Origin of the sequence: Rhizobium sp. BIGb0125 (assembly GCF_024810055.1) — a bacterium.
Taxonomy (GTDB): Bacteria; Pseudomonadota; Alphaproteobacteria; order Rhizobiales; family Rhizobiaceae; genus Agrobacterium.
In genome coordinates, this window is record NZ_JANUDV010000007.1 from 158,792 (window position 1) to 176,730 (window position 17,939).

The window sequence follows — 17,939 nt, forward strand, 5'->3', positions numbered from 1 at the left end:
TTGCATATTTGACAATTAAATCTGAATTATTGATGCAATTGTTGTTGGCGAATTTCGAGATCATTATCGCTCCATCAAAGGAACACAGCGCCGCAACGCGGTGACAACAGCTGGAGCAAGCCATGAACCTTCTTACCTCCTCTTCACTCCGGCGGCAGGGACGTCTTGTCGACGTGATAACTGCTCCGGCTACACGAACGGTGGCACTGCTAGCTCTTTGTGCCGCTTATATTCAGGGACCTCTGACCAAGATTTTCGACTTCTCCGGCGCGATTGCCGAGATGGAGCATTTCGGTCTTCATCCTGCATCGGCCTTTGCAGTTGCCGTCATTATTTTTGAACTGGTGGCATCTGCCATGGTGGTGTCCGGTCGCCTTCGTTGGGCTGGCGCATTGGCGCTGTCAGGCTTCACACTTCTTGCAACAGCCATTGCCCTGCGTTTCTGGGAAATGGCGCCCGGCATGGATCGCATGATGGCGACCAATGCCTTCTTTGAACATCTCGGCCTTGCTGGCGCATTCGTGATCGTTGCGGCGCTGGATCTGACAAAGGGAGAAGGCAAATGAGCAGCACAAAATCCTCCGGCGGCAGCTTTGCCCCACTCGCGCAACCGGTTTTCGCGGTTCTCTGGGCTGCCACGGTTCTTGGCAATACCGGCAGCTTCATGCGCGATGTCGCCAGCTCCTGGCTGATGACTGATCTCTCGGCATCTCCTGCTGCTGTCGCCATGGTGCAGGCGGCAGGTACTCTGCCGATCTTTCTTCTCGCCATTCCTGCCGGTGTGCTCACCGACATTCTGGATCGCCGCAAGTTTCTAATCGCCATTCAGCTTTTGCTCGCTTCTGTCAGTCTCAGCCTGATGGTTCTGGCGCAGACCGGGATGTTGTCGGTCAGTGCTCTGATCGGTCTGACATTCCTTGGTGGTATCGGTGCCGCGTTAATGGGGCCGACATGGCAAGCCATCGTACCGGAGCTGGTAAAGCGCGAGGATGTCAAAAGCGCCGTTGCCCTCAACTCGCTCGGCATCAATATCGCTCGTTCGATTGGTCCGGCTGCCGGCGGCCTGCTTCTGGCAGGGTTTGGAGCCGGGATAACCTACGGAGCCGACGTTGCGAGTTACATATTCGTGATCGCCGCACTGGTCTGGTGGCCGCGTGCGAAGAATGCCAACGACGCCCTGCAGGAGAACTTCTTCGGCGCGTTCCGGGCTGGTCTTCGTTACACACGGGCAAGCCGTCCACTGCATATCGTTCTGGCGCGTGCTGCTATCTTCTTTGCTTTTGCCAGTGCGGTCTGGGCTTTGCTTCCGCTGGTTGCCCGTCAGTTGCTGGGTGGCGACGCAAGCTTCTACGGTATCCTGCTGGGTGCAGTTGGTGCCGGTGCGATCGGTGGTGCCTTGGTTATGCCAAAACTGCGTGACCGCTTAAGTGCCGATGGATTACTGCTCGGCGCGGCTATCATTACGGCAATTGTCATGGCTGTGCTGTCACTCGCCCCACCGAAGTTTGTCGCGATTATCGTTCTGCTGTTCCTTGGTGCTGCATGGATCACTGCCTTGACGACGCTGAACGGTGCTGCACAGTCAGTGTTGCCAAACTGGGTTCGTGGTCGTGGTCTTGCCGTTTACCTGACCGTGTTTAACGGTGCAATGACGGCGGGTAGCCTTGGATGGGGTGCGGTTGGTTCGGCTGTTGGTATTCAAGCTACCTTGTTGATTGGCGCAGCCGGATTGCTGATTGTCGGGTTGATCATGCACCGCCTGAAACTGCCTGCTGGCGATGCTGACATGGTGCCTTCGAACCACTGGCCAGAACCACTCGTTGCAGAACCTGTTGCTCATGACCGTGGCCCTGTTCTGATCCTGATCGAATACCAGGTTGAAAAGCAGCACCGCCGGGCTTTCCTCAAGGCACTCGACACGCTGTCCCAGGAACGCCGCCGCGATGGTGCCTATGGCTGGGGTGTAACGGAAGACTCTGCCGATCCGGAGAAGATGGTCGAATGGTTCATGGTTGAATCCTGGGCTGAACACCTGCGCCAACATAAGCGGGTTTCCCACGCCGATGCCGACCTGCAGAGCAAGGTGCTGGCCTACCACACAGGACCGGAAAAACCCGTGGTCAGGCACTTCCTGACGATCAACCGGCCCGGCCAAGCCTGATTATGATCGATAATGATGAGAGGGGCGCCGCGCGCCCCTCTTTCAGTAAGTGACGCTTCTGGCGCAGGGCCAAATCCCCATCTCTTTTCAAAAAAGGATTATGAAAATGGACATTGGTAGCGAGGCCGACGGCCTGACAAGTCTGATTGCACCGATCCTGAAGCCGCTTGCACTGGGCCTGGAATTTTTCGGGGTTGGTGTGATTTTGGTTGGCGTTGCGGTTGCAACGGGCATCTATCTTCGTGACCTGACATCGGCGGCCAAACAGGATGCCTATGATCGTTACCGCGCCAATCTGGGGCGCGGTATCTTGCTGGGTCTCGAAATTCTGATCGGTGCCGACATCATTGCAACGATTATATCGCCATTGACCTTCGAAAGTGTCGGTCTTCTTGGGCTGATCGTGCTCATTCGTACATTCCTGAGCTTTTCGCTTGAAGCCGAAATTGACGGCCATTGGCCATGGTCGCGATATTCACAGCGTGGTGCGGAAGGTCGGTGATCTCGACAAACTGCGCCCTCGCATTGTAGGGCGTATCCGTCAAAGGGTGGTTGGAACCATCCATGGTGGCAATCGTCGGTCGGCCGACGGATGGCATGTTCGATGTCGATGGTTCAAAAATGACGGCAGTGATGTTGTTCAGTGCCATGCACGGAGCCGTAGACGAGGCGGTCGCTGATCCCGCAAAAACGGACCGCGACAGGCTTTTTAAATCAGTAAAAAATCTCTCTCTGCGTGCGGTTGTGGCAAACCGGGACTAATGCGCAACTCTATTTTTTTCTCGGTAGAGATTGTTAACAGTAGAAATCATTTTCTACTTTCCGGAATGTCTGAGATATTCTAGTCAAACGCGTAAAAGCTCAGCAGAATTCACCTTTTTGTGAAGTTACCTCCGCCGATTGAAAGAGGGCGGTAATGATTTTGCTGTATCAGGATATTCATACTCAACCTAGAGGGCGCAAATCCCTCGAAAATGAGATATGTGAATAAATCGGTGGTTGTCGTGTCCTAGGTTTGAAACCCGAGATATGATTGCCGACTGACAGGCAAAAAACGCAGATGCTGGTATCGGGGGAAAGGTTGTGACCGTCCTTAGTCGGGGAGAAAATGCTTAGGATCGTGTCCATCGATGAGCAAAGGCTGACGACAGCCGCTGACTTGCTTGCCAAAGGCTTTCCCGAAAGGGATGCAGGCTTTTGGGCTCGCGGGGTCTACCGCCTGCATGCCTATGCCCGAGACCATGATTTCGCATCGGTCGGCAGCATACTGCTTGCCAAAGACGAGCCGGTTGGCGTGTTGCTGAAAATACCCGGCTATCATATGACGACGGGCCAAAAACTTCTCAATCTTTCAAGCTGGTATGTCGACGCCAGGTATCGCTGGTTTGCGCCACGCATGCTGCAGGAAGCGATGGCGGACGACACGTTTGTTTACACGGACTTTTCTCCGTCTGAAAATGCTATCAAGCTTAACCAGAAACTGGGTTTTCGGACCTTTGCCTCCAGAAACCTGTTGTTTGCGCTGCCGTTTACTGCGCTATTTGGCCGGAATGCTGGCACAGTTCTTCCGATTGATCAGGTTCCCGAAGGGGGGCTATCGGCGCGCCAGGTGGACGGCATCAACCTGCATATGAAACTCGGCTGTATGGCGCTGGCAATCAAGCTGCACGACACCTATCATCCGGTTATTCTCGATGTGATTTCCAAACGCAGGATACCGATGGCAAGGGTGCTTTATGCAACCAGTGCCCAGACTGTCGTTGATAATCTGCGTCCGCTTTCACGCTTCCTTCTCAAGCGCGGCGTTCCGCTCTTGAGCATGGTTACTCCAGCAGATGTTCAGGTTAGACACGCCATCAATCCGTGGCCGGCGCATGCCTACCAGATAAAAGGCGTGTGGCAGGACGACGTTATTAACGAGATGTTTTCGGAGCGCGTGTTTCTCAACGCCTGACGACAAGCGATCAATTTAGGAGAGTACAAATGTTAAGTGAGAGGAAGGCCGACCAGGACGTTTCAGAGGCGGTCTTCGGTTACCTGGAAGGTCGCTTCCCCAATCTGGTTCCGTTGAGCGCAACAACGCCGTTGCTGGAAGGCGCCATAGATTCTCTCGGCTTTCTGGAGCTGATCATGTTCCTGTCGGAACGTTTCGGCATATCGATCGATGACGAGAATTTTGACTTTATGGAGTTGGCGACACCTGCCGGCATTACAGCTTTCGTGGAGCGAACGACCCGGTGATTTCGCAGCCTGTACTCCTGCACGACCTTCTTGCTCCTCACATTTCTAGTGACAAGATTGCGATCATCAATGGTGATCGCCGCATCACTTACCGGGAGACGGGCGATCTGATTGCCAGATATGCTGGCGCGCTCGTCGCGGAAGGTCTGCAGCGGCGAGACAGGGTTGCAATCTTTTTGCCACGCGGCATCGAGGAAAGTGTCGCTATATTCGCGGTCAGCCGGGCATCAGGTGTGTTCGTCCCAGTGAACCCGTTGCTGCGCGGTCAGCAGATCTCCCATATCGTCAGCGATTGCGGTGCTCGATTTGTCATCACCAGCAAAGCGTCAGGCGATATCATCGCTGAATGTCTCGCTGATATTGACGATGTTACCGTTCTGTATGTTGAAGATATTTCCGATGCCGACCGTCTGACAGTACCTTCAAACAATATTGGCGAAGATCTCGCCGCCATCCTGTATACATCTGGCTCCACCGGCAAACCCAAAGGCGTGATGCTGTCGCATCGCAATTTGCTGGCCGGGAGCCGGATCGTTCGCACCTATCTCGGCATCACCGCAGACGACCGTATTCTGTCGATTCTCCCCTTCAGCTTCGATTATGGTCTCAACCAGCTTCTGACATCGGTGGAACAGGCCGCCACCATCGTCATTCTCAGCTTCCGATTTGGTGACGACATCACCCGTGCGCTGCGTGATCACCAGATCACCGGATTGGCGGGTGTGCCGACCGTATGGGCGATCCTGACCAAAACGTCGCCGCTGCTTTCGAAGACGGAACTTCCGCATTTGCGTTATATCACCAATTCCGGCGGCTCGGTGCCAACCAGCACGGTTACAGCACTTCGCAAGTTGCTGCCGCAAACACAAGTTTTCCTGATGTACGGTTTGACGGAAGCCTTCCGTTCGACCTTTCTGCCGCCGGAGGAACTCGACCGCCGTCCGACGTCGATTGGCAAGGCTATTCCAGAGTGTGAGGTCTTTATCGTAACAACATCTGGACAACGGGCTGCACCGGGCGAGCCGGGCATTCTCGTCCATCGTGGCCCAACCGTGTCACTTGGTTATTGGAACAGGCCCGAGGACACGGCCAAGGTTCTAAAACCGCATCCGTTCCACGATGCCGAGATCGGCGGCGAGATTGTCTGTTATTCCGGCGATCTGGCAGTGCAGGATGACGAGGGCTTTTTCAGCTTCATCGGCCGCAATGACGCGATGATCAAGTCATCGGGCTACCGTATCAGTCCCTCTGAGGTGGAGGAGGCTGTGATGGCAACGGGCCATTTCAGGCAGGTCGCGGTGATTGGATTGCCGGATGAACTGGCCGGCCAGAAGGTTCATGCGCTAGCAGTTGCCGGGGCCGATGATGTCGATGTGACCACCGTCTTGCGGTCTGTGGCTGCCAGCCTCGCATCCTACATGGTGCCGCGCGTGATCGAGGTCGTTGATGAACTGCCGGTCACGCCCAATGGCAAGATTGATTACCAGAGGCTGGTGAAAGAGCGGGTGGCGTCGTGAGTGAAACCGAGCGCCCCAGACCGTCGCATGGCTATAATCTTGCTGCTTCCCTTTTCCAGACGGACGGCCCTGATCTCCTGATTGGCGGCGTGACGGTTCGTGAGATAACCGCAAAAACCGCAACTCCTGCCTATATTTATGATGCTGCTCTCATGCGCCGGACCTACCGGCAGCTAGCAGCCGCATTGGACGGGTTTGCCACGATCCATTATTCGGTGAAGGCCAACCCCAATCCGCAGGTCATCAAGGTTTTTGTTGAAGAGGGCGCTGGCGTTGAGATCGCGTCAGTCGGGGAATATCGTGCTGCGCTGGCGGCAGGTGTGGCGCCAGAAAAAATTCTGTTTGCCGGCCCAGGCAAACGCGTTCGGGAGCTGGAAGAGGTCCTAGTCGGCGGTATCGGCGAAATTCATGTTGAGAGTTTTGAAGAGATCGAACGCCTTAAGGTGATCGGTAAGCCGGTGCGGTGTTCTCTGCGGATCAACCCGGTGCCGACCGTGCAGGCCGGTGCCATGCGTATGGGTGGCAAGCCGACAGCATTCGGATTTGATGAAGAAAATCTACAAGCTGCCTTGGATGCCGTGTCCAACGTTGAGACTATCGACCTGGTCGGTGTGCATGTTTATGGCGGCACGCAAATTCTGGACGAAGCAGCACTTCTGGAACAATGGCGTCATGCGATTGGCATTGCGTCACGGATTGCTGCGCAGTTGGACAAACCGCTTGAAACGGTCGATCTCGGTGGTGGGCTCGGCATTCCCTATTACGTCGGCGACAAGTCCCTTGATCTGAATGTCATCGCGGCTGCGGTTCCGTCGCTGATTGCGTTGATGAAGGATGATCCACTCCTGTCATCCGCCAAGGCAATTGTAGAGCCGGGTCGTTTCCTTGTTGGACCTGCGGGCGTTTACGTTGCCGAAGTCAACTCGGTGAAACACTCACGCGGTACTTGTTTTGTGGTGACTGACGGTGGCATGCACCACCATCTGGCGGCATCGGGTAATCTGGGACAGGTTATCAAGCGCAGTTACCCCGTGGTGGCGCCAGCCCGTATGAATGAAACAAAATGGGCACCGGTGACGATCGCCGGCCCACTTTGCACGCCACTCGATATTTTAGCGCGTGATATCCAGATGCCGGACCTGAAGGCCGGTGACCTCGTGGCCGTCCTGCAATCAGGCGCCTATGGCATCACGGCAAGCCCGATCAACTTCCTGTCGCATGACCGTCCTACCGAGGTCATTGTAGAGGATGGGCAGGTTCGGGTGCTTGCTTAACGTTCGACGACAAAATGATAATGCGCGGCTTCCTGTGAAAGCCGCGCATTGTTTTTGGTCTAAGGTTGTTGTCAGGCGTCGTCGCTCTTGTCGAGTTTCTTGGTTGCGGCACCTTTCGAAGCGCCAGCAAGGCTTCCGGCAAGCAGTGCCTGGGTCGGGTCTTCACCCTTGAAACCAGCCTGAGACAGGATTTCATCAAGGATCGGCTTCTGCGCAGTGAAGCTGAGTAACTGGCCCGAGAGATCATTCAAGGCACTGCCACCGCCGTCACCTTCACCGCCCTTGCCGCCAAGCGCACCTGCCAGATTACCGGCGCTGAAAATGCGGATGTCGGAAATCTTCTCGATTGGCTTCATGGCTTCTGCCAGTGCCTCTGGGATGATTTCGATGCGCGCGCGGGCAAGTTCGTACTCGATGATATCACCGGACAGGGCGTTACGGGCATCGTTACGGGCACGTTCGGCCTGGGCCTCAGCGTCGCCGAGTGCGATCACACCTTCTGCGCGGATCTTGGCGGCCTGAGCCTCAGCCTCTGCTGCGATCTTTGCTGCGGCAGCCAGGTTTTCCGCTGCGGCACGTTCCGCTTCTGCCTTGACCGTGATGGCTGTTGCATCCCGTTCTGCGGCCTTGCGGGCATCGATAACTGCAATGCGCTTGGCGCGTTCAGCAATTTCCACTTCACGCGCGGTCACAACCTGTTCTTCGGCGGTAATAGCGGCAGCCTTGGCTTCATCGGCCTTGGCACGAGCTGCCTGTTCTTCCTCTACCTTTTCGGCAACGGCAATCGCCGCTTCGATGCGGGCCGTTTCGGTAATCTTGCGGGCTTCGGCTTCACGTTCTGCAATGCCGCGTTCAGCTTCGATACGCGCTGTTTCACGGGCCTGACGGGCCTGTGCGTCACGTTCTGCGATACCGCGTTCAGTATCCAGCTTGGCGGTTTCTTCGCTGAGGCGGGCAGCCTGTTCGATCTTCGCGGCTTCGGCGCGTGTTTCCGCCGTCTTATTGGCGATGTCGCGTTCCTGGTTCAATTCTGCGTCACGCTGTTCGCGCTCAATGGTTAATCTGCGCAGAGAGGCTTCACGGTCTTTGGTGGCGATTTCAACCTCATTGTCACGAACAATCTGGTTACGCTCGCGCTTGCGCTCTTCGGTGATCTTGGTCAGCGCCGTCAAACCTTCGGCGTCGAAGGTGTTGTTCGGGTTGAAGTGTTTGATGTCGGTCTGGTCGAGACGCGTCAGCGATACGGATTCAAGTTCCAGACCGTTCGACTGCAGGTCATGGGCAACGGCGGCCTGCACCGATTTGACGAATTCGGCACGCTGTTCCTGCAGGTCGCGCAGCGACATGGTGGCTGCAACGGAGCGCAGACCGTCAACGAACTTGGCTTCGACCAGTGCTTTCAGCGCATCGGCATCATTGGTACGGTCACCGAGCGTCTGGGCGGCAAGAGCAATGTTTTCCGCATCCGGCTTCACGCGGACGTAAAATTCGGCGGTGATATCGGCACGCATACGGTCCTTGGTGATCAGAGATTCATGTTCCGATCTCTTCACCTCAAGGCGCAATGTGCTCAGCGATACCCAGGAATACGAGTGGAAGATTGGCAGGATGATAGAACCACCGTCCAGCACGACTTTTTTGCCGCCAAGACCGGTTCGGACATAGGCTTTATCGCGCGTCGAACGGGTGTAGAGCGATGTCATGATAATGCCGATGACGACAATCGCGGCGATAATAACCCCGGCAATAAGGCTTAGAGAAAAGAAATCCATCGTGTGTTAACCCCCATTTTGCCCATTGTTGGACAAGTTAAGTTCCGCCGGTGCCGGGATGGCTTCAAAAAGCCCCTCGGAACCGTCGACAATTAAAATGTGCTCGCCGGTTGCAATGGTGTATCCCACTGCCGCTTTGGCGCGCAAGGAGTGGATGTTATCGTATCGGTCCTTGACCCTGACGGTGCCAGGATTGCCTTGATCGAGCGGACCGAGGGTGACTGTTCCGACCAGTCCAATGAAGTCAGACTGGTGCAGCACACTTGTTTCATCACGCGGAATGATCTTGGCCAAGGCACGACTGGCCCAGCGGGTTACTGGAATGGCTGCTGCCAGTGCTCCGGTTATCGCCGCATAATCCGGCATTGGGCCAATAATGGTCGCCGACGATATTGCCTGTATGACAAAACCGGCCACTGCAAATGCTGCCAGAAGAATGACGGCGAGCACCAGGACAGGCACCCCGCCGGCATTGAGCCAGGACATCCAGCTGCCAAGCAGGCCGGAATGCGACTCTCCGGGTGTGTGATGGCTAAAACCATTATCAAGAAGCGAGGAGACGGATGCGCCGAGCAACATTGAAACAAGTTCCACAATGCCAAGCCCGGCAATGACCAGCAATGCTAGCCAGAATGCAGCCGTACCCGGTTGGACGATTGTTCCCATTAGCGTTGCCCTTCACGGAATGCCTTGAGACGCGCATCAATGGCGTTTTGTCGCTGCAAGCGGCCAAGCTCCTCAATTTCGGCGGCGCCGTTCGTGGGTTTTGCTGGCGTGCCGGTAACCCGCTCAATGGCATCCAGTGCGTCTGCAAGGCGCTGGTCATTGCGCTGCGATGGTGTCGAATCCACGTGTGCTGCAGTTTTGGCTGCTTTCTGTGCGTCCTCAACCCGTTTCTGGGCGTCTGCCTTGGCTGAGGCGATACTGCGCAATGTGGCCTCTGCTTCGGTGATCTCGGCAGCATTTTCCATGATGGCTCTGCCAAGTGCTTCGCGCTGGGCCTCCAGATCGATCTGCAGGCCGGTTGCGGCACGCGCCAGATCTTCGCGATTATTTTCCAACCCGACCTTTATCTTTTCATCGAGGTCCTGAATTTCGTCATCCAGATCCTTGGCCTTGGCCTTCAACCGATGACCGGCTGCAACCGCGACGCCCAGTGCTGCACGGGCTTCCTCGGCGATTTTCCCAATCTCGCGGACGGCCTGCTGAGCAACGGCAACCGGATTGTTTGACTCAGCTGTGTCTACGGCGTTGTTGACAACACCAGCGATGACGCGCCCGAGCCGGGCAAGAATGCCTTCATTATTCATGGAAGTCTCCTTGTTCGGTTGAAAGCCGGACCTTATTCCGGCGTGGATGGTCACTGTGTCTTCCTCAAATATGAGGCGTGCTTCAGTAAAATCAGTCCAGCCCTCCTGATAACCCCGCACCGCGTAAGGCACGACGATACGGCCGTTGATCGTGGCGATGCTGACCGTGTCTGGTCCTTTGACGGAAAACAGTTTGGCATCGAGAGGAATGCTCTCGACGGGTTGCTCAGGGTTGTGATGGCTGTGGTCGCGCAAAGCCAGTGTCGCCATGCGCGAGGGCAGGCCGGTCCGGGCGCGGATGATTTCATAGGCTGCGGTGTGCAGCGCAACCAGATTTGCGCCTTCTGTCTGGTCGAGAATACTCATCGCATGCCGGTACGCAGACAGGGTCTCCCGCAGGGAAGCCAGATCCTGCTTTGTCGGTCCGAGCACCAGAATGATGCGAGAAAGAAGCCTTGTGATCATGCTTAAATATATAAAGCACTTCATTTGTGCTTTCAATGCATGCCTAAAAATATTTCTTGCTCTGGTTGCGTGTAATTACGGAACTTACACGCAGCTTCTTCGCGATGCCATGCGGCGGTTCAATTACGCGTGTATGCCTGCCTGCGGGTAAAATACCAGCATCGAATTACATCGCTCGCCAACCCAAATGATCGGCTGAATTGACCTTGAAAAGAAAACCGCTGGTTTTTGGTCTGTGACAGAGTTTGTCACATATCTGTTATGTCGTGAGAATAGTGAGGTCGCATCTTAATCAACCCCTGCGATCATATGACGTTCACCTCCGAGGCAGCCCAGGCTGCGGTTTCTACTGCTGGCCTGAGTTTCCAGTATTCCCAGACGGAAATCCTCAAGGGCATTGACCTTTCCCTGACCCGGGGTCGCACTTTGGCGCTTCTGGGGCCTTCCGGCTGCGGCAAGACAACATTGTTGCGACTGATTGCAGGTCTGTTGCAGCCGACAGCTGGTTCTGTGTCGATTGCGGGCAAGGTCGTGGCTGATGCGGGCAATTCGATTTTCGCACCGCCTGAAAAACGCAATCTCGGCATGGTGTTTCAGGATTATGCACTGTGGCCGCATTTGACCGTGGGAGGCAATGTATCCTTCCCGCTGGAAATGCGCGGCATTGGCAAGAGTGAACGACACCAGCGCACTATTCGCGCCCTTGAGCGTGTCGGTCTGGCTGCTTTCGCGGATCGACGCCCAAGCGACCTGTCCGGTGGCCAGCAGCAGCGCGTGGCGATTGCCCGCGCCATTGTAGCGGAACCGCAGTTGATCCTGTTCGACGAGCCTCTGTCCAATCTTGATCGCGAACTGCGCGAAAACATGGTTGGTGAACTGGCAGAACTGATTGCCTCGCTGCAACTGACGGCCGTTTATGTCACGCATGATCATGCCGAAGCGCTGACGCTGGCCGATGAAGTTGCGGTTATGCGCAGCGGCCATATCGAGCAGCTGGCCTCGCCGGATTCCCTGATCGGTAGCCCGGCAACACCTGAAGTCGCGGACTTCCTCAGACTTGGCGGTCTGGCCGATATCGAGTGGAAAAACGGCAACTGGTTCCTGGCTGGCAGCACCTATCAAATTGCCGACATGCAAAACCCGTCCCGTAACCGCGCTCGTATCCTCATTCCGACACGTGCCGTGTCGGCCGACGAAGGTCGTGGCAGTTTCCAGGGCGTGGTGCTGCGTTCGCAGTTTCGTGGTGATGGCCATCTGGCGGTTGTCTCGCCGCCCGGCCTGCCGTCCGTCGAGCTTCAGCTTCTCAGCCAGGTCCGTTTCAGACCGGGCGAAACAATTCCGATTTCCGTCGATGTCGATCAGATCCACTGGTTCGGTGCCGATGACCAGATCACTCAAAAGGAGAGAGTTGCAACATGTTGAAATCCCTCAAGCACACCGCTTTTGGCGTATTGGCTGCCATGCTGATGGCCGGTACTGCCCATGCCGATATCACCGTCTACACCGCTGGCCCGCAGAACCTCATCGACAAGATGGCAGCCGGGTTTACCGCGCAGTCCGGCATCAAGGTTAATGTCTTCCAGGCAACAACCGGCAAGGTCATGGCCCGTATTGAGGCAGAAGCTGCAAATCCTGTCGTTGACATCGTCATTTCCGCGTCTTGGGATACGGCAACCGACTTCGCAAAGCGTGGCTGGCTGGTGTCCTACACAAGCCCTAACGCCGAAAAGGTTCCTGATTCCCTGAAGTCCGACACCGCTGTTGCACAGGGCGTTTCTGCGCTCGGTATTGCGTGGAACACCAAGAGCGGCACACCGAAGCCTGCAGAGTGGGCTGACCTGGCAAAGCCAGAGTTCAAGGACCTTGTGAACATTCCAGATCCTGCCCAGTCTGGTTCTGCTTTCGAACTGACCGGCGTTCTCGGCGCTCATGACGACTTCAAGGTCTTCAAGGACCTGCAGGCAAATGGCGCGATCATTGCCGGCGCCAATGCTGAAGCGCTTAACCCAGTTTTGCAGGGTGCAAAGGCTGCTGTTTTTGGCGCTGTTGACTACATCACCTATGGCAACAAGGCCAAGGGCGAAAGCATTGACGTTATCTTCCCTGCTTCCGGCACGGTTATCGCACCGCGTCCTGCCATGATCCTGAACTGGTCCAAGAACCAGGATGAGGCGAAGAAGTTCATCGACTACATGCTGTCGGACGAAGGCCAGAAGATGGTTGCCGCAACCTACCTGATGCCAGCACGTACTGACATCCCGGCTGACCGTCCGCTGATCAGCGACCTGAAGCTGCTCGACTACGATGCGTCCGCCATCTACGGCAAGCGCGAAGAGACCCTGAAGAAGGTTTCCGATATCTTCGGAACAAACTGAGTATAAAAGAATGCGTGCAAAGGATATTGGTGGTGCCGCGCCTGCTGCCTGGCTTGCTGCCTGTGGCCTCGTAATCGTCGTTGTCGTGCCTTTTGCCGCAATCGTACTCCAGGCGATCTTTCCTCAACTCGGGCAGGGCTCCTTTTCGGAGCCCTTCTCGCGGCTTGCTCAAACCCTTGGGGATAGCAAGCTTTTGGGCATGACCCGCAACACGCTGCTTCTTGGGCTATGTGTGGTGATGGCGTCGGCCGTTCTAGCGGTGCCGCTTGGTGTTGCGCGTGCACTGTACCGCATTCCGTTTGCAAGAGTGTGGGATATCCTGTTGCTCGTGCCCTTCATGATCCCTCCCTACATCGCCACACTGGGCTGGATCATGACATTGCAGCCGCGCGGTTATCTGCAACAGCTTCTTGGTTTCAATCTTTCGCAATTCCTGTTTTCGCTGTTCGGCATGACACTGGTCATGACCTTCAACACATTTCCGGTCGTTTATTTTGCTGTGTCGCGCACGGTCGAGGCGGTTGGTGCCCGTTATGCGGATGTCGGCCGTGTATTCGGTGCGACGCCAACGCGGGCATTCTGGCGAATTACGCTGCCTCTGTCGGCGCCCGGTCTTGCCGCAAGTCTTCTTCTGGTATTTGCCGCCGCCATCGAGGAATACGGCACGCCAGCAGCCTTGGGCAGCCGTGCCGGTTTCCCGGTTCTTGTAACCGGCATTGATACACGGGTCAGCGACTGGCCGATTGATTTGCCCGGTGCTGCCATCCTGTCATTGGTGCTGGTAACTTTGTCGCTGCTGGCTTTCCTCGTCCAGCGCTGGATCCTCGCGCGTCGTTCCTATCAGACCGTGGTGGGCAAACCGCAAAACAGTGACAAGCGCGCGCTTGGTGCCTTCACAGTGCCTGTCATGGCGGCATTTGCTGTTGTGGCATTTCTGGCAACCGGCGTGCCGATGCTTGCCATTCTCGTTACGTCGCTATCGCGTACCATCTCGGGCGGTCTTGCCGTAGACAATGTAACGCTAGCAAATTTTGCCGCCGTTTTCAGCAACAGCGCCGGTGCGCTGGGTGCCTTGGTGAACAGCCTGACGCTTGGCGTCGGTACTGCTATCATTACCGGTATCATCGGCGTTGTCTCGGCTTATACAGTTGTAAAGACCAGAATGCGCGGACGTGTCCTGATCGATATCATGACCGTCATTCCCAATGCCCTTCCGGGTATTGTGGTTGCCGTTGGTTTGATCATGGCCTGGAACATGCCCGGCCTGCCATTCACGCCCTATAATACCGCCTTGATCCTTCTTCTGGCCTATTGCTGTATTTTGCTGCCACAGACGGCGCGTTACGCAACCGCTGCATTTGTGCAGCTCGGTGACAATCTTGAGGCAGCGGCGCGCGTGTTTGGCGCTAGTGGACCTGTCGCTTTCCGCCGTATTCTGCTGCCGCTGGTGTTCCCCAGTGTTGCCTCGGCAATGCTGCTGGTCTTTGCTCTTGCTTCTCGCGAACTGGTTGCCTCAGTTGTGGTGGCCCCAGTTGGCATGCAGACGATTGCCACCTTTATCTGGCGTCAGTTCGAGCAAGGTTCAGTCGGGATCGGTATGGCCATGGCCTTTGTTACGATCATTCTGACGACACTGTTGCCGTTGCTGTTCTTGCAACTCCTGAAGAAAACAGGATTTGTGGTCGATTGAAACTTAGCTTGCGCGTCAAATCGCCTGCCGTTCATCGCGAACGGCAGGCGATTTACCGGTATGGGCTGGGCCATTGTTTTCGCTACCTCTTGACGCCAATTGCTGAATTCTGATTATGCAACGGTGGTCGGGCTGACCGGCAAATTACCAAATGCGTAGCAACTGCTTATTTTAAAAGGCAAAACTGGCTTTGAGCACAGTATGATACCCGATTATCTCGACACCAGGCAGCTGGAAGCGTTTGTCGCAGTGGTATCTATTGGCAGCATGACCGGTGCTGCAAAAGCGCTCGGAAAATCCCAATCGGTCATGACACGGCTGATCCAGGACCTTGAAAAAGAACTGGGGTTTCCGGTTCTTCACCGCAACGGCCCGCGTATCATACCAACCGAACAGGGACTGGCTTTTTTTGCTCAGGCGGAACTGTTTCTCAGTGGTTTGCGTACCATCAGCGAAGGTGCGCGCAAGATTGCCGTTGATGCCGCTCGGCCCATTGAGGTCGCTTCCGTCCCGGCTCTCGCCGCCAGCATTCTGCCTTCGGCTTTGGCGTTGCTGGAGAGTGCATCATTGCCCTCGCATATCCATGTCAAAAGCACGGCGTCTGAAAATGTCGTGCAAGCTGTGTTGGCGCGTACGTCAGATATTGGTATCGCCAGCCTGCCGCTCGATAATTCGGGGCTTGATGTGCACTGGATTGGCGAGTCCCCCTGCGTGGCGGTCGTCAGTAATGATGATGAATTGGCAAAACACAGCGTCGTAACACCTGAAGACCTGCAGGGACGGCGGTTGATCGTATCAGCCAACCCGTACCGGTTACGCATGCGTATCAACCAGACCCTTGAAAAGCATGGCGTGCAACCGGGCGGCATCATTGACAGCAACGCGACCTATGTTTCGCTTGCCATGGCACGCTCCGGCCTCGGGATTGCCGTGGTGGAATCGGCAACGATTTTCGGGCTTCCCGTCACTGACGTTACAGCCATTCCCTTGTCCTTCAGCATCCCGTTCCACTGGGGTGTCATTACCGCCTCTGGCCGACCGATGGGGCAGACGATCACCGCGTTGATTGAAGCGATAGAGGTGAGTTCCAAGGCGCTTCCGGGGTTTGTCAAACACTCGGACAAATTACTTCTGCAATAAAGCGTGTGAGCGATCAGCTGTGGCTGATTCCAACGTGCACCCCTTATCCGAAACTATTTTCTGGAATTCGGCGTCTCATTGGAACGCTCTTGAGCACGCGAAGTTTTGCGAGTATCATCTTGCTAATTTCGCATAATTGATAGCTTATATTTCTATATTCAGAATTTAATTGAAACAAATCGACCTTACGTCGGACGCATAGAATATCTACCATTTAGATAGATTAACCGACTTTCTAAAGCGCAGGGCTTGCATATGCGCTGGCGTAGTTGGGGCACATCGGTCGGATCACGCAGACATCGCGTGCAGCGGTATATTTTAGGGTTATACGAAGGGAATTATGATGCTTTATTCTGTTGCGCGTCGCCGGATTTTAAAGAGCATGTGCGCAGTTGGTGCGCTGGTCGCTGCGACAACATTCGCAGTACCTTCATGGGCTGAAGGCAAGCCGGGTGGCACGCTGATTTATCTCGAAAAACAGGCGCATACGAGCCTTTATCCGCCAGCTGCTGGCTTTTATCCGAACGGGGGCCTCCTCAACCAGATCACCGACAAGCTGACCTATCAGAACCCGCAGACGCTTGAGATCGAGCCGTGGATTGCCGAGAGCTGGGACGTCAATGCTGATGCAACAGAGTACACATTCCACCTGCGTGACGGCGTAACCTTCTCTGATGGCACACCGCTTGATGCCGCTGCTGTTGCTGCCAACTATGACGCATTTGGACTTGGCAACAAGGCGCTGAAGCAGACGGTTTCGGAAGCAATCAGCAACTATGAGCGCTCGGAAGTGGTTGATGCCAAAACCGTAAAGTTCCACTTCAAGGCGCCAGCACCTGGTTTCCTTCAGGCAACAGCCACCCCGACATCCGGCCTCGTTGCCCTGTCGACGCTGAAATTGTCGTCGGATGAACTCGGTCAGGCGCCCAACATCATCGGTTCCGGCCCGTTTGTTGTCGCCAGTGAAAAGCTTGGTACTGAAATTCAGCTGACGGCGCGTACCGACTACGCCTGGGGTCCCGCGAAACTGAAGCATCAGGGTCGTGCCAATCTTGATGGCATCACCATTTTGACGGTGCCGGAAGATGGCGTGCGCATCGGTGCACTGATCTCCGGTCAGGGCGATTTCATCCGCCAGGTTCACGCCTATGATGAGGCGCAGGTGAAAGCAGCTGGATATACCGTTTATGGTGCACAAACCCGTGGCACGACCCACGCTGTTGCCTTCCGTCCAAGCAATCCGTTGGTTGCAGATCTGAAGGTCCGTCAGGCCCTTCTGCATGCCACGAACAGCCAGGAAATCATCGATACGCTGTTCTCCGACAACTATCCCAAGGCTCGCTCACCGTTGTCGTCGGTTTCTGCCGGTTTTGTTGATCTCAGCAGTGACCTGACCTTTGATGCTGCACGCGCCAACGCGTTACTGGATGAAGCGGGCTGGAAGCCGGGTGCTGACGGGATTCGTGAAAAGGATGGTCAGCGGTTGTCGTTGGGTGTTTATGAATCGCTCAATTATGCCCGTAGCAAGGAAACGTTACAGCTGCTCGCCCAGCAATGGAAAGCCGTTGGCGTCGAACTGAAACTGCTGGCTGGTGAAGCCGGTACCCGCACCAAGGATGATCTCGATCCGTTGAAGACACCGCTGGTGCCGACAAAAGTCGAACGTGCTGATCCGGAAGTTCTCAAGAGCCAATATTATCCGACAACGCGCGACCAGTTGCGCCAGAAGGGTGGCAAGGGCGAGGGCACGACGTTTGTCGACGTCGACTTGAACGACATTCTCGACAAGATCGCGTCGGAGCCGGATACCAGCACGCGTCTTGAATATACCGGTGAAGCGCAGAAGCGTTTGATCGAACAGGCTTACGTCATTCCGCTGTTTGAAGAACCCCAGTCCTTTGCGGGCGCGCCCTATGTCAAGGACGTCGCTTTTGAGGCTGTCGGTCGGCCTGTCTTTTATAGCGTGTGGCTTGATCGATAGATCAGGCCATTAA

General features: G+C 55.6%; 16 protein-coding genes and 1 pseudogene. 14 read left to right on the plus strand and 3 right to left on the minus strand.

Annotated elements, in window-relative coordinates; genetic code table 11:
- The first annotated feature begins 122 nt into the window (after window positions 1–122).
- From M2418_RS19950 to M2418_RS19985, 8 genes are all read left to right on the plus strand, one after another.
- A complete protein-coding gene (locus M2418_RS19950; RefSeq protein WP_250984472.1) occupies window positions 123–566 on the plus strand; it encodes a DoxX family protein in 444 nt (147 codons plus the stop codon).
- Window positions 563–2,161 (plus strand): MFS transporter, encoded by a 1,599-nt coding sequence (locus M2418_RS19955; RefSeq protein WP_259148748.1) that lies wholly within the window; start codon window positions 563–565, stop codon window positions 2,159–2,161. The genes M2418_RS19950 and M2418_RS19955 overlap by 4 nt, the downstream gene beginning before the upstream one ends.
- Before the next feature lie 106 nt (window positions 2,162–2,267).
- On the plus strand, window positions 2,268–2,663 hold the full coding sequence (locus M2418_RS19960; RefSeq protein WP_192489771.1) for a DUF1622 domain-containing protein: 396 nt from the start codon (window positions 2,268–2,270) through the stop codon (window positions 2,661–2,663).
- A gap of 62 nt (window positions 2,664–2,725) precedes the next feature.
- Window positions 2,726–2,923 (plus strand): hypothetical protein, encoded by a 198-nt coding sequence (locus M2418_RS19965; RefSeq protein WP_259148749.1) that lies wholly within the window; start codon window positions 2,726–2,728, stop codon window positions 2,921–2,923.
- A 346-nt stretch (window positions 2,924–3,269) separates the two neighbouring features.
- Window positions 3,270–4,115 (plus strand): hypothetical protein, encoded by an 846-nt coding sequence (locus M2418_RS19970; RefSeq protein WP_259148751.1) that lies wholly within the window; start codon window positions 3,270–3,272, stop codon window positions 4,113–4,115.
- Between the two features lie 29 nt (window positions 4,116–4,144).
- Window positions 4,145–4,402, plus strand: coding sequence for an acyl carrier protein (locus tag M2418_RS19975; protein ID WP_259148753.1), 258 nt, complete (start codon window positions 4,145–4,147; stop codon window positions 4,400–4,402).
- Window positions 4,402–5,919 carry an AMP-binding protein gene (locus M2418_RS19980; protein WP_259148900.1) on the plus strand — a complete coding sequence of 506 codons (1,518 nt, stop codon included), beginning with the start codon at window positions 4,402–4,404 and terminating at the stop codon, window positions 5,917–5,919. Before M2418_RS19975 ends, M2418_RS19980 begins: the two co-directional genes overlap by 1 nt.
- A complete protein-coding gene (locus M2418_RS19985) occupies window positions 5,916–7,193 on the plus strand; it encodes a type III PLP-dependent enzyme (RefSeq protein ID WP_259148755.1) in 1,278 nt (425 codons plus the stop codon). Before M2418_RS19980 ends, M2418_RS19985 begins: the two co-directional genes overlap by 4 nt.
- A gap of 71 nt (window positions 7,194–7,264) precedes the next feature.
- On the opposite strand, the gene M2418_RS19990 is transcribed toward M2418_RS19985, so the two are convergent.
- From M2418_RS19990 to M2418_RS20000, 3 genes are read right to left on the minus strand one after another with little or no spacing between them, the layout of a single operon-like run.
- Window positions 7,265–8,965 (minus strand): flotillin family protein, encoded by a 1,701-nt coding sequence (locus M2418_RS19990; protein ID WP_259148757.1) that lies wholly within the window; start codon window positions 8,963–8,965, stop codon window positions 7,265–7,267.
- Window positions 8,966–8,971: 6 nt separating this feature from the next.
- Window positions 8,972–9,631, minus strand: a complete 660-nt coding sequence (locus M2418_RS19995; protein ID WP_259148759.1) for a YqiJ family protein — start codon at window positions 9,629–9,631, stop codon at window positions 8,972–8,974.
- Window positions 9,631–10,740, minus strand: coding sequence for a PspA/IM30 family protein (locus M2418_RS20000; protein WP_259148762.1), 1,110 nt, complete (start codon window positions 10,738–10,740; stop codon window positions 9,631–9,633). The genes M2418_RS19995 and M2418_RS20000 overlap by 1 nt, the downstream gene beginning before the upstream one ends.
- Before the next feature lie 417 nt (window positions 10,741–11,157).
- Between M2418_RS20000 and M2418_RS25820 the strand changes: the two are divergent.
- The 6 genes and pseudogenes from M2418_RS25820 to M2418_RS20025 all read left to right on the plus strand — a co-directional run.
- Window positions 11,158–11,514 (plus strand): annotated as a pseudogene (locus tag M2418_RS25820) (ABC transporter ATP-binding protein); the annotation flags it as partial.
- Window positions 11,515–11,871: 357 nt separating this feature from the next.
- Complete coding sequence (locus M2418_RS25825; protein WP_405049457.1) at window positions 11,872–12,162, plus strand: TOBE domain-containing protein; 291 nt, start codon at window positions 11,872–11,874, stop codon at window positions 12,160–12,162.
- Window positions 12,156–13,115, plus strand: coding sequence for an ABC transporter substrate-binding protein (locus M2418_RS20010; protein ID WP_259148764.1), 960 nt, complete (start codon window positions 12,156–12,158; stop codon window positions 13,113–13,115). Before M2418_RS25825 ends, M2418_RS20010 begins: the two co-directional genes overlap by 7 nt.
- Window positions 13,116–13,125: 10 nt before the next feature.
- Window positions 13,126–14,805, plus strand: a complete 1,680-nt coding sequence (locus M2418_RS20015) for an iron ABC transporter permease (RefSeq protein ID WP_259148765.1) — start codon at window positions 13,126–13,128, stop codon at window positions 14,803–14,805.
- A 201-nt stretch (window positions 14,806–15,006) separates the two neighbouring features.
- Window positions 15,007–15,945: a LysR family transcriptional regulator gene (locus tag M2418_RS20020; RefSeq protein ID WP_192489760.1), complete on the plus strand. Its 939-nt coding sequence runs from the start codon at window positions 15,007–15,009 to the stop codon at window positions 15,943–15,945.
- 343 nt (window positions 15,946–16,288) lie between these two features.
- Window positions 16,289–17,926 (plus strand): TIGR04028 family ABC transporter substrate-binding protein, encoded by a 1,638-nt coding sequence (locus tag M2418_RS20025; protein ID WP_259148902.1) that lies wholly within the window; start codon window positions 16,289–16,291, stop codon window positions 17,924–17,926.
- The last annotated feature ends 13 nt before the right edge of the window (window positions 17,927–17,939 follow it).

Excerpts from the sequence above, each read along its gene's own strand:
- M2418_RS19950 (WP_250984472.1), top strand. The coding sequence starts at position 123 with ATGAACCTTCTTACCTCCTCTTCACTCCGGCGGCAGGGACGTCTTGTC.
- M2418_RS19955 (WP_259148748.1), top strand. The coding sequence starts at position 563 with ATGAGCAGCACAAAATCCTCCGGCGGCAGCTTTGCCCCACTCGCGCAA.
- M2418_RS19960 (WP_192489771.1), top strand. The coding sequence starts at position 2,268 with ATGGACATTGGTAGCGAGGCCGACGGCCTGACAAGTCTGATTGCACCG.
- M2418_RS19965 (WP_259148749.1), top strand. The coding sequence starts at position 2,726 with ATGGTGGCAATCGTCGGTCGGCCGACGGATGGCATGTTCGATGTCGAT.
- M2418_RS19970 (WP_259148751.1), top strand. The coding sequence starts at position 3,270 with ATGCTTAGGATCGTGTCCATCGATGAGCAAAGGCTGACGACAGCCGCT.
- M2418_RS19975 (WP_259148753.1), top strand. The coding sequence starts at position 4,145 with ATGTTAAGTGAGAGGAAGGCCGACCAGGACGTTTCAGAGGCGGTCTTC.
- M2418_RS19990 (WP_259148757.1), bottom strand. The coding sequence starts at position 8,965 with ATGGATTTCTTTTCTCTAAGCCTTATTGCCGGGGTTATTATCGCCGCG.
- M2418_RS19995 (WP_259148759.1), bottom strand. The coding sequence starts at position 9,631 with ATGGGAACAATCGTCCAACCGGGTACGGCTGCATTCTGGCTAGCATTG.
- M2418_RS20000 (WP_259148762.1), bottom strand. The coding sequence starts at position 10,740 with ATGATCACAAGGCTTCTTTCTCGCATCATTCTGGTGCTCGGACCGACA.
- M2418_RS25825 (WP_405049457.1), top strand. The coding sequence starts at position 11,872 with ATGCAAAACCCGTCCCGTAACCGCGCTCGTATCCTCATTCCGACACGT.
- M2418_RS20010 (WP_259148764.1), top strand. The coding sequence starts at position 12,156 with ATGTTGAAATCCCTCAAGCACACCGCTTTTGGCGTATTGGCTGCCATG.
- M2418_RS20015 (WP_259148765.1), top strand. The coding sequence starts at position 13,126 with ATGCGTGCAAAGGATATTGGTGGTGCCGCGCCTGCTGCCTGGCTTGCT.
- M2418_RS20020 (WP_192489760.1), top strand. The coding sequence starts at position 15,007 with ATGATACCCGATTATCTCGACACCAGGCAGCTGGAAGCGTTTGTCGCA.
- M2418_RS20025 (WP_259148902.1), top strand. The coding sequence starts at position 16,289 with ATGCTTTATTCTGTTGCGCGTCGCCGGATTTTAAAGAGCATGTGCGCA.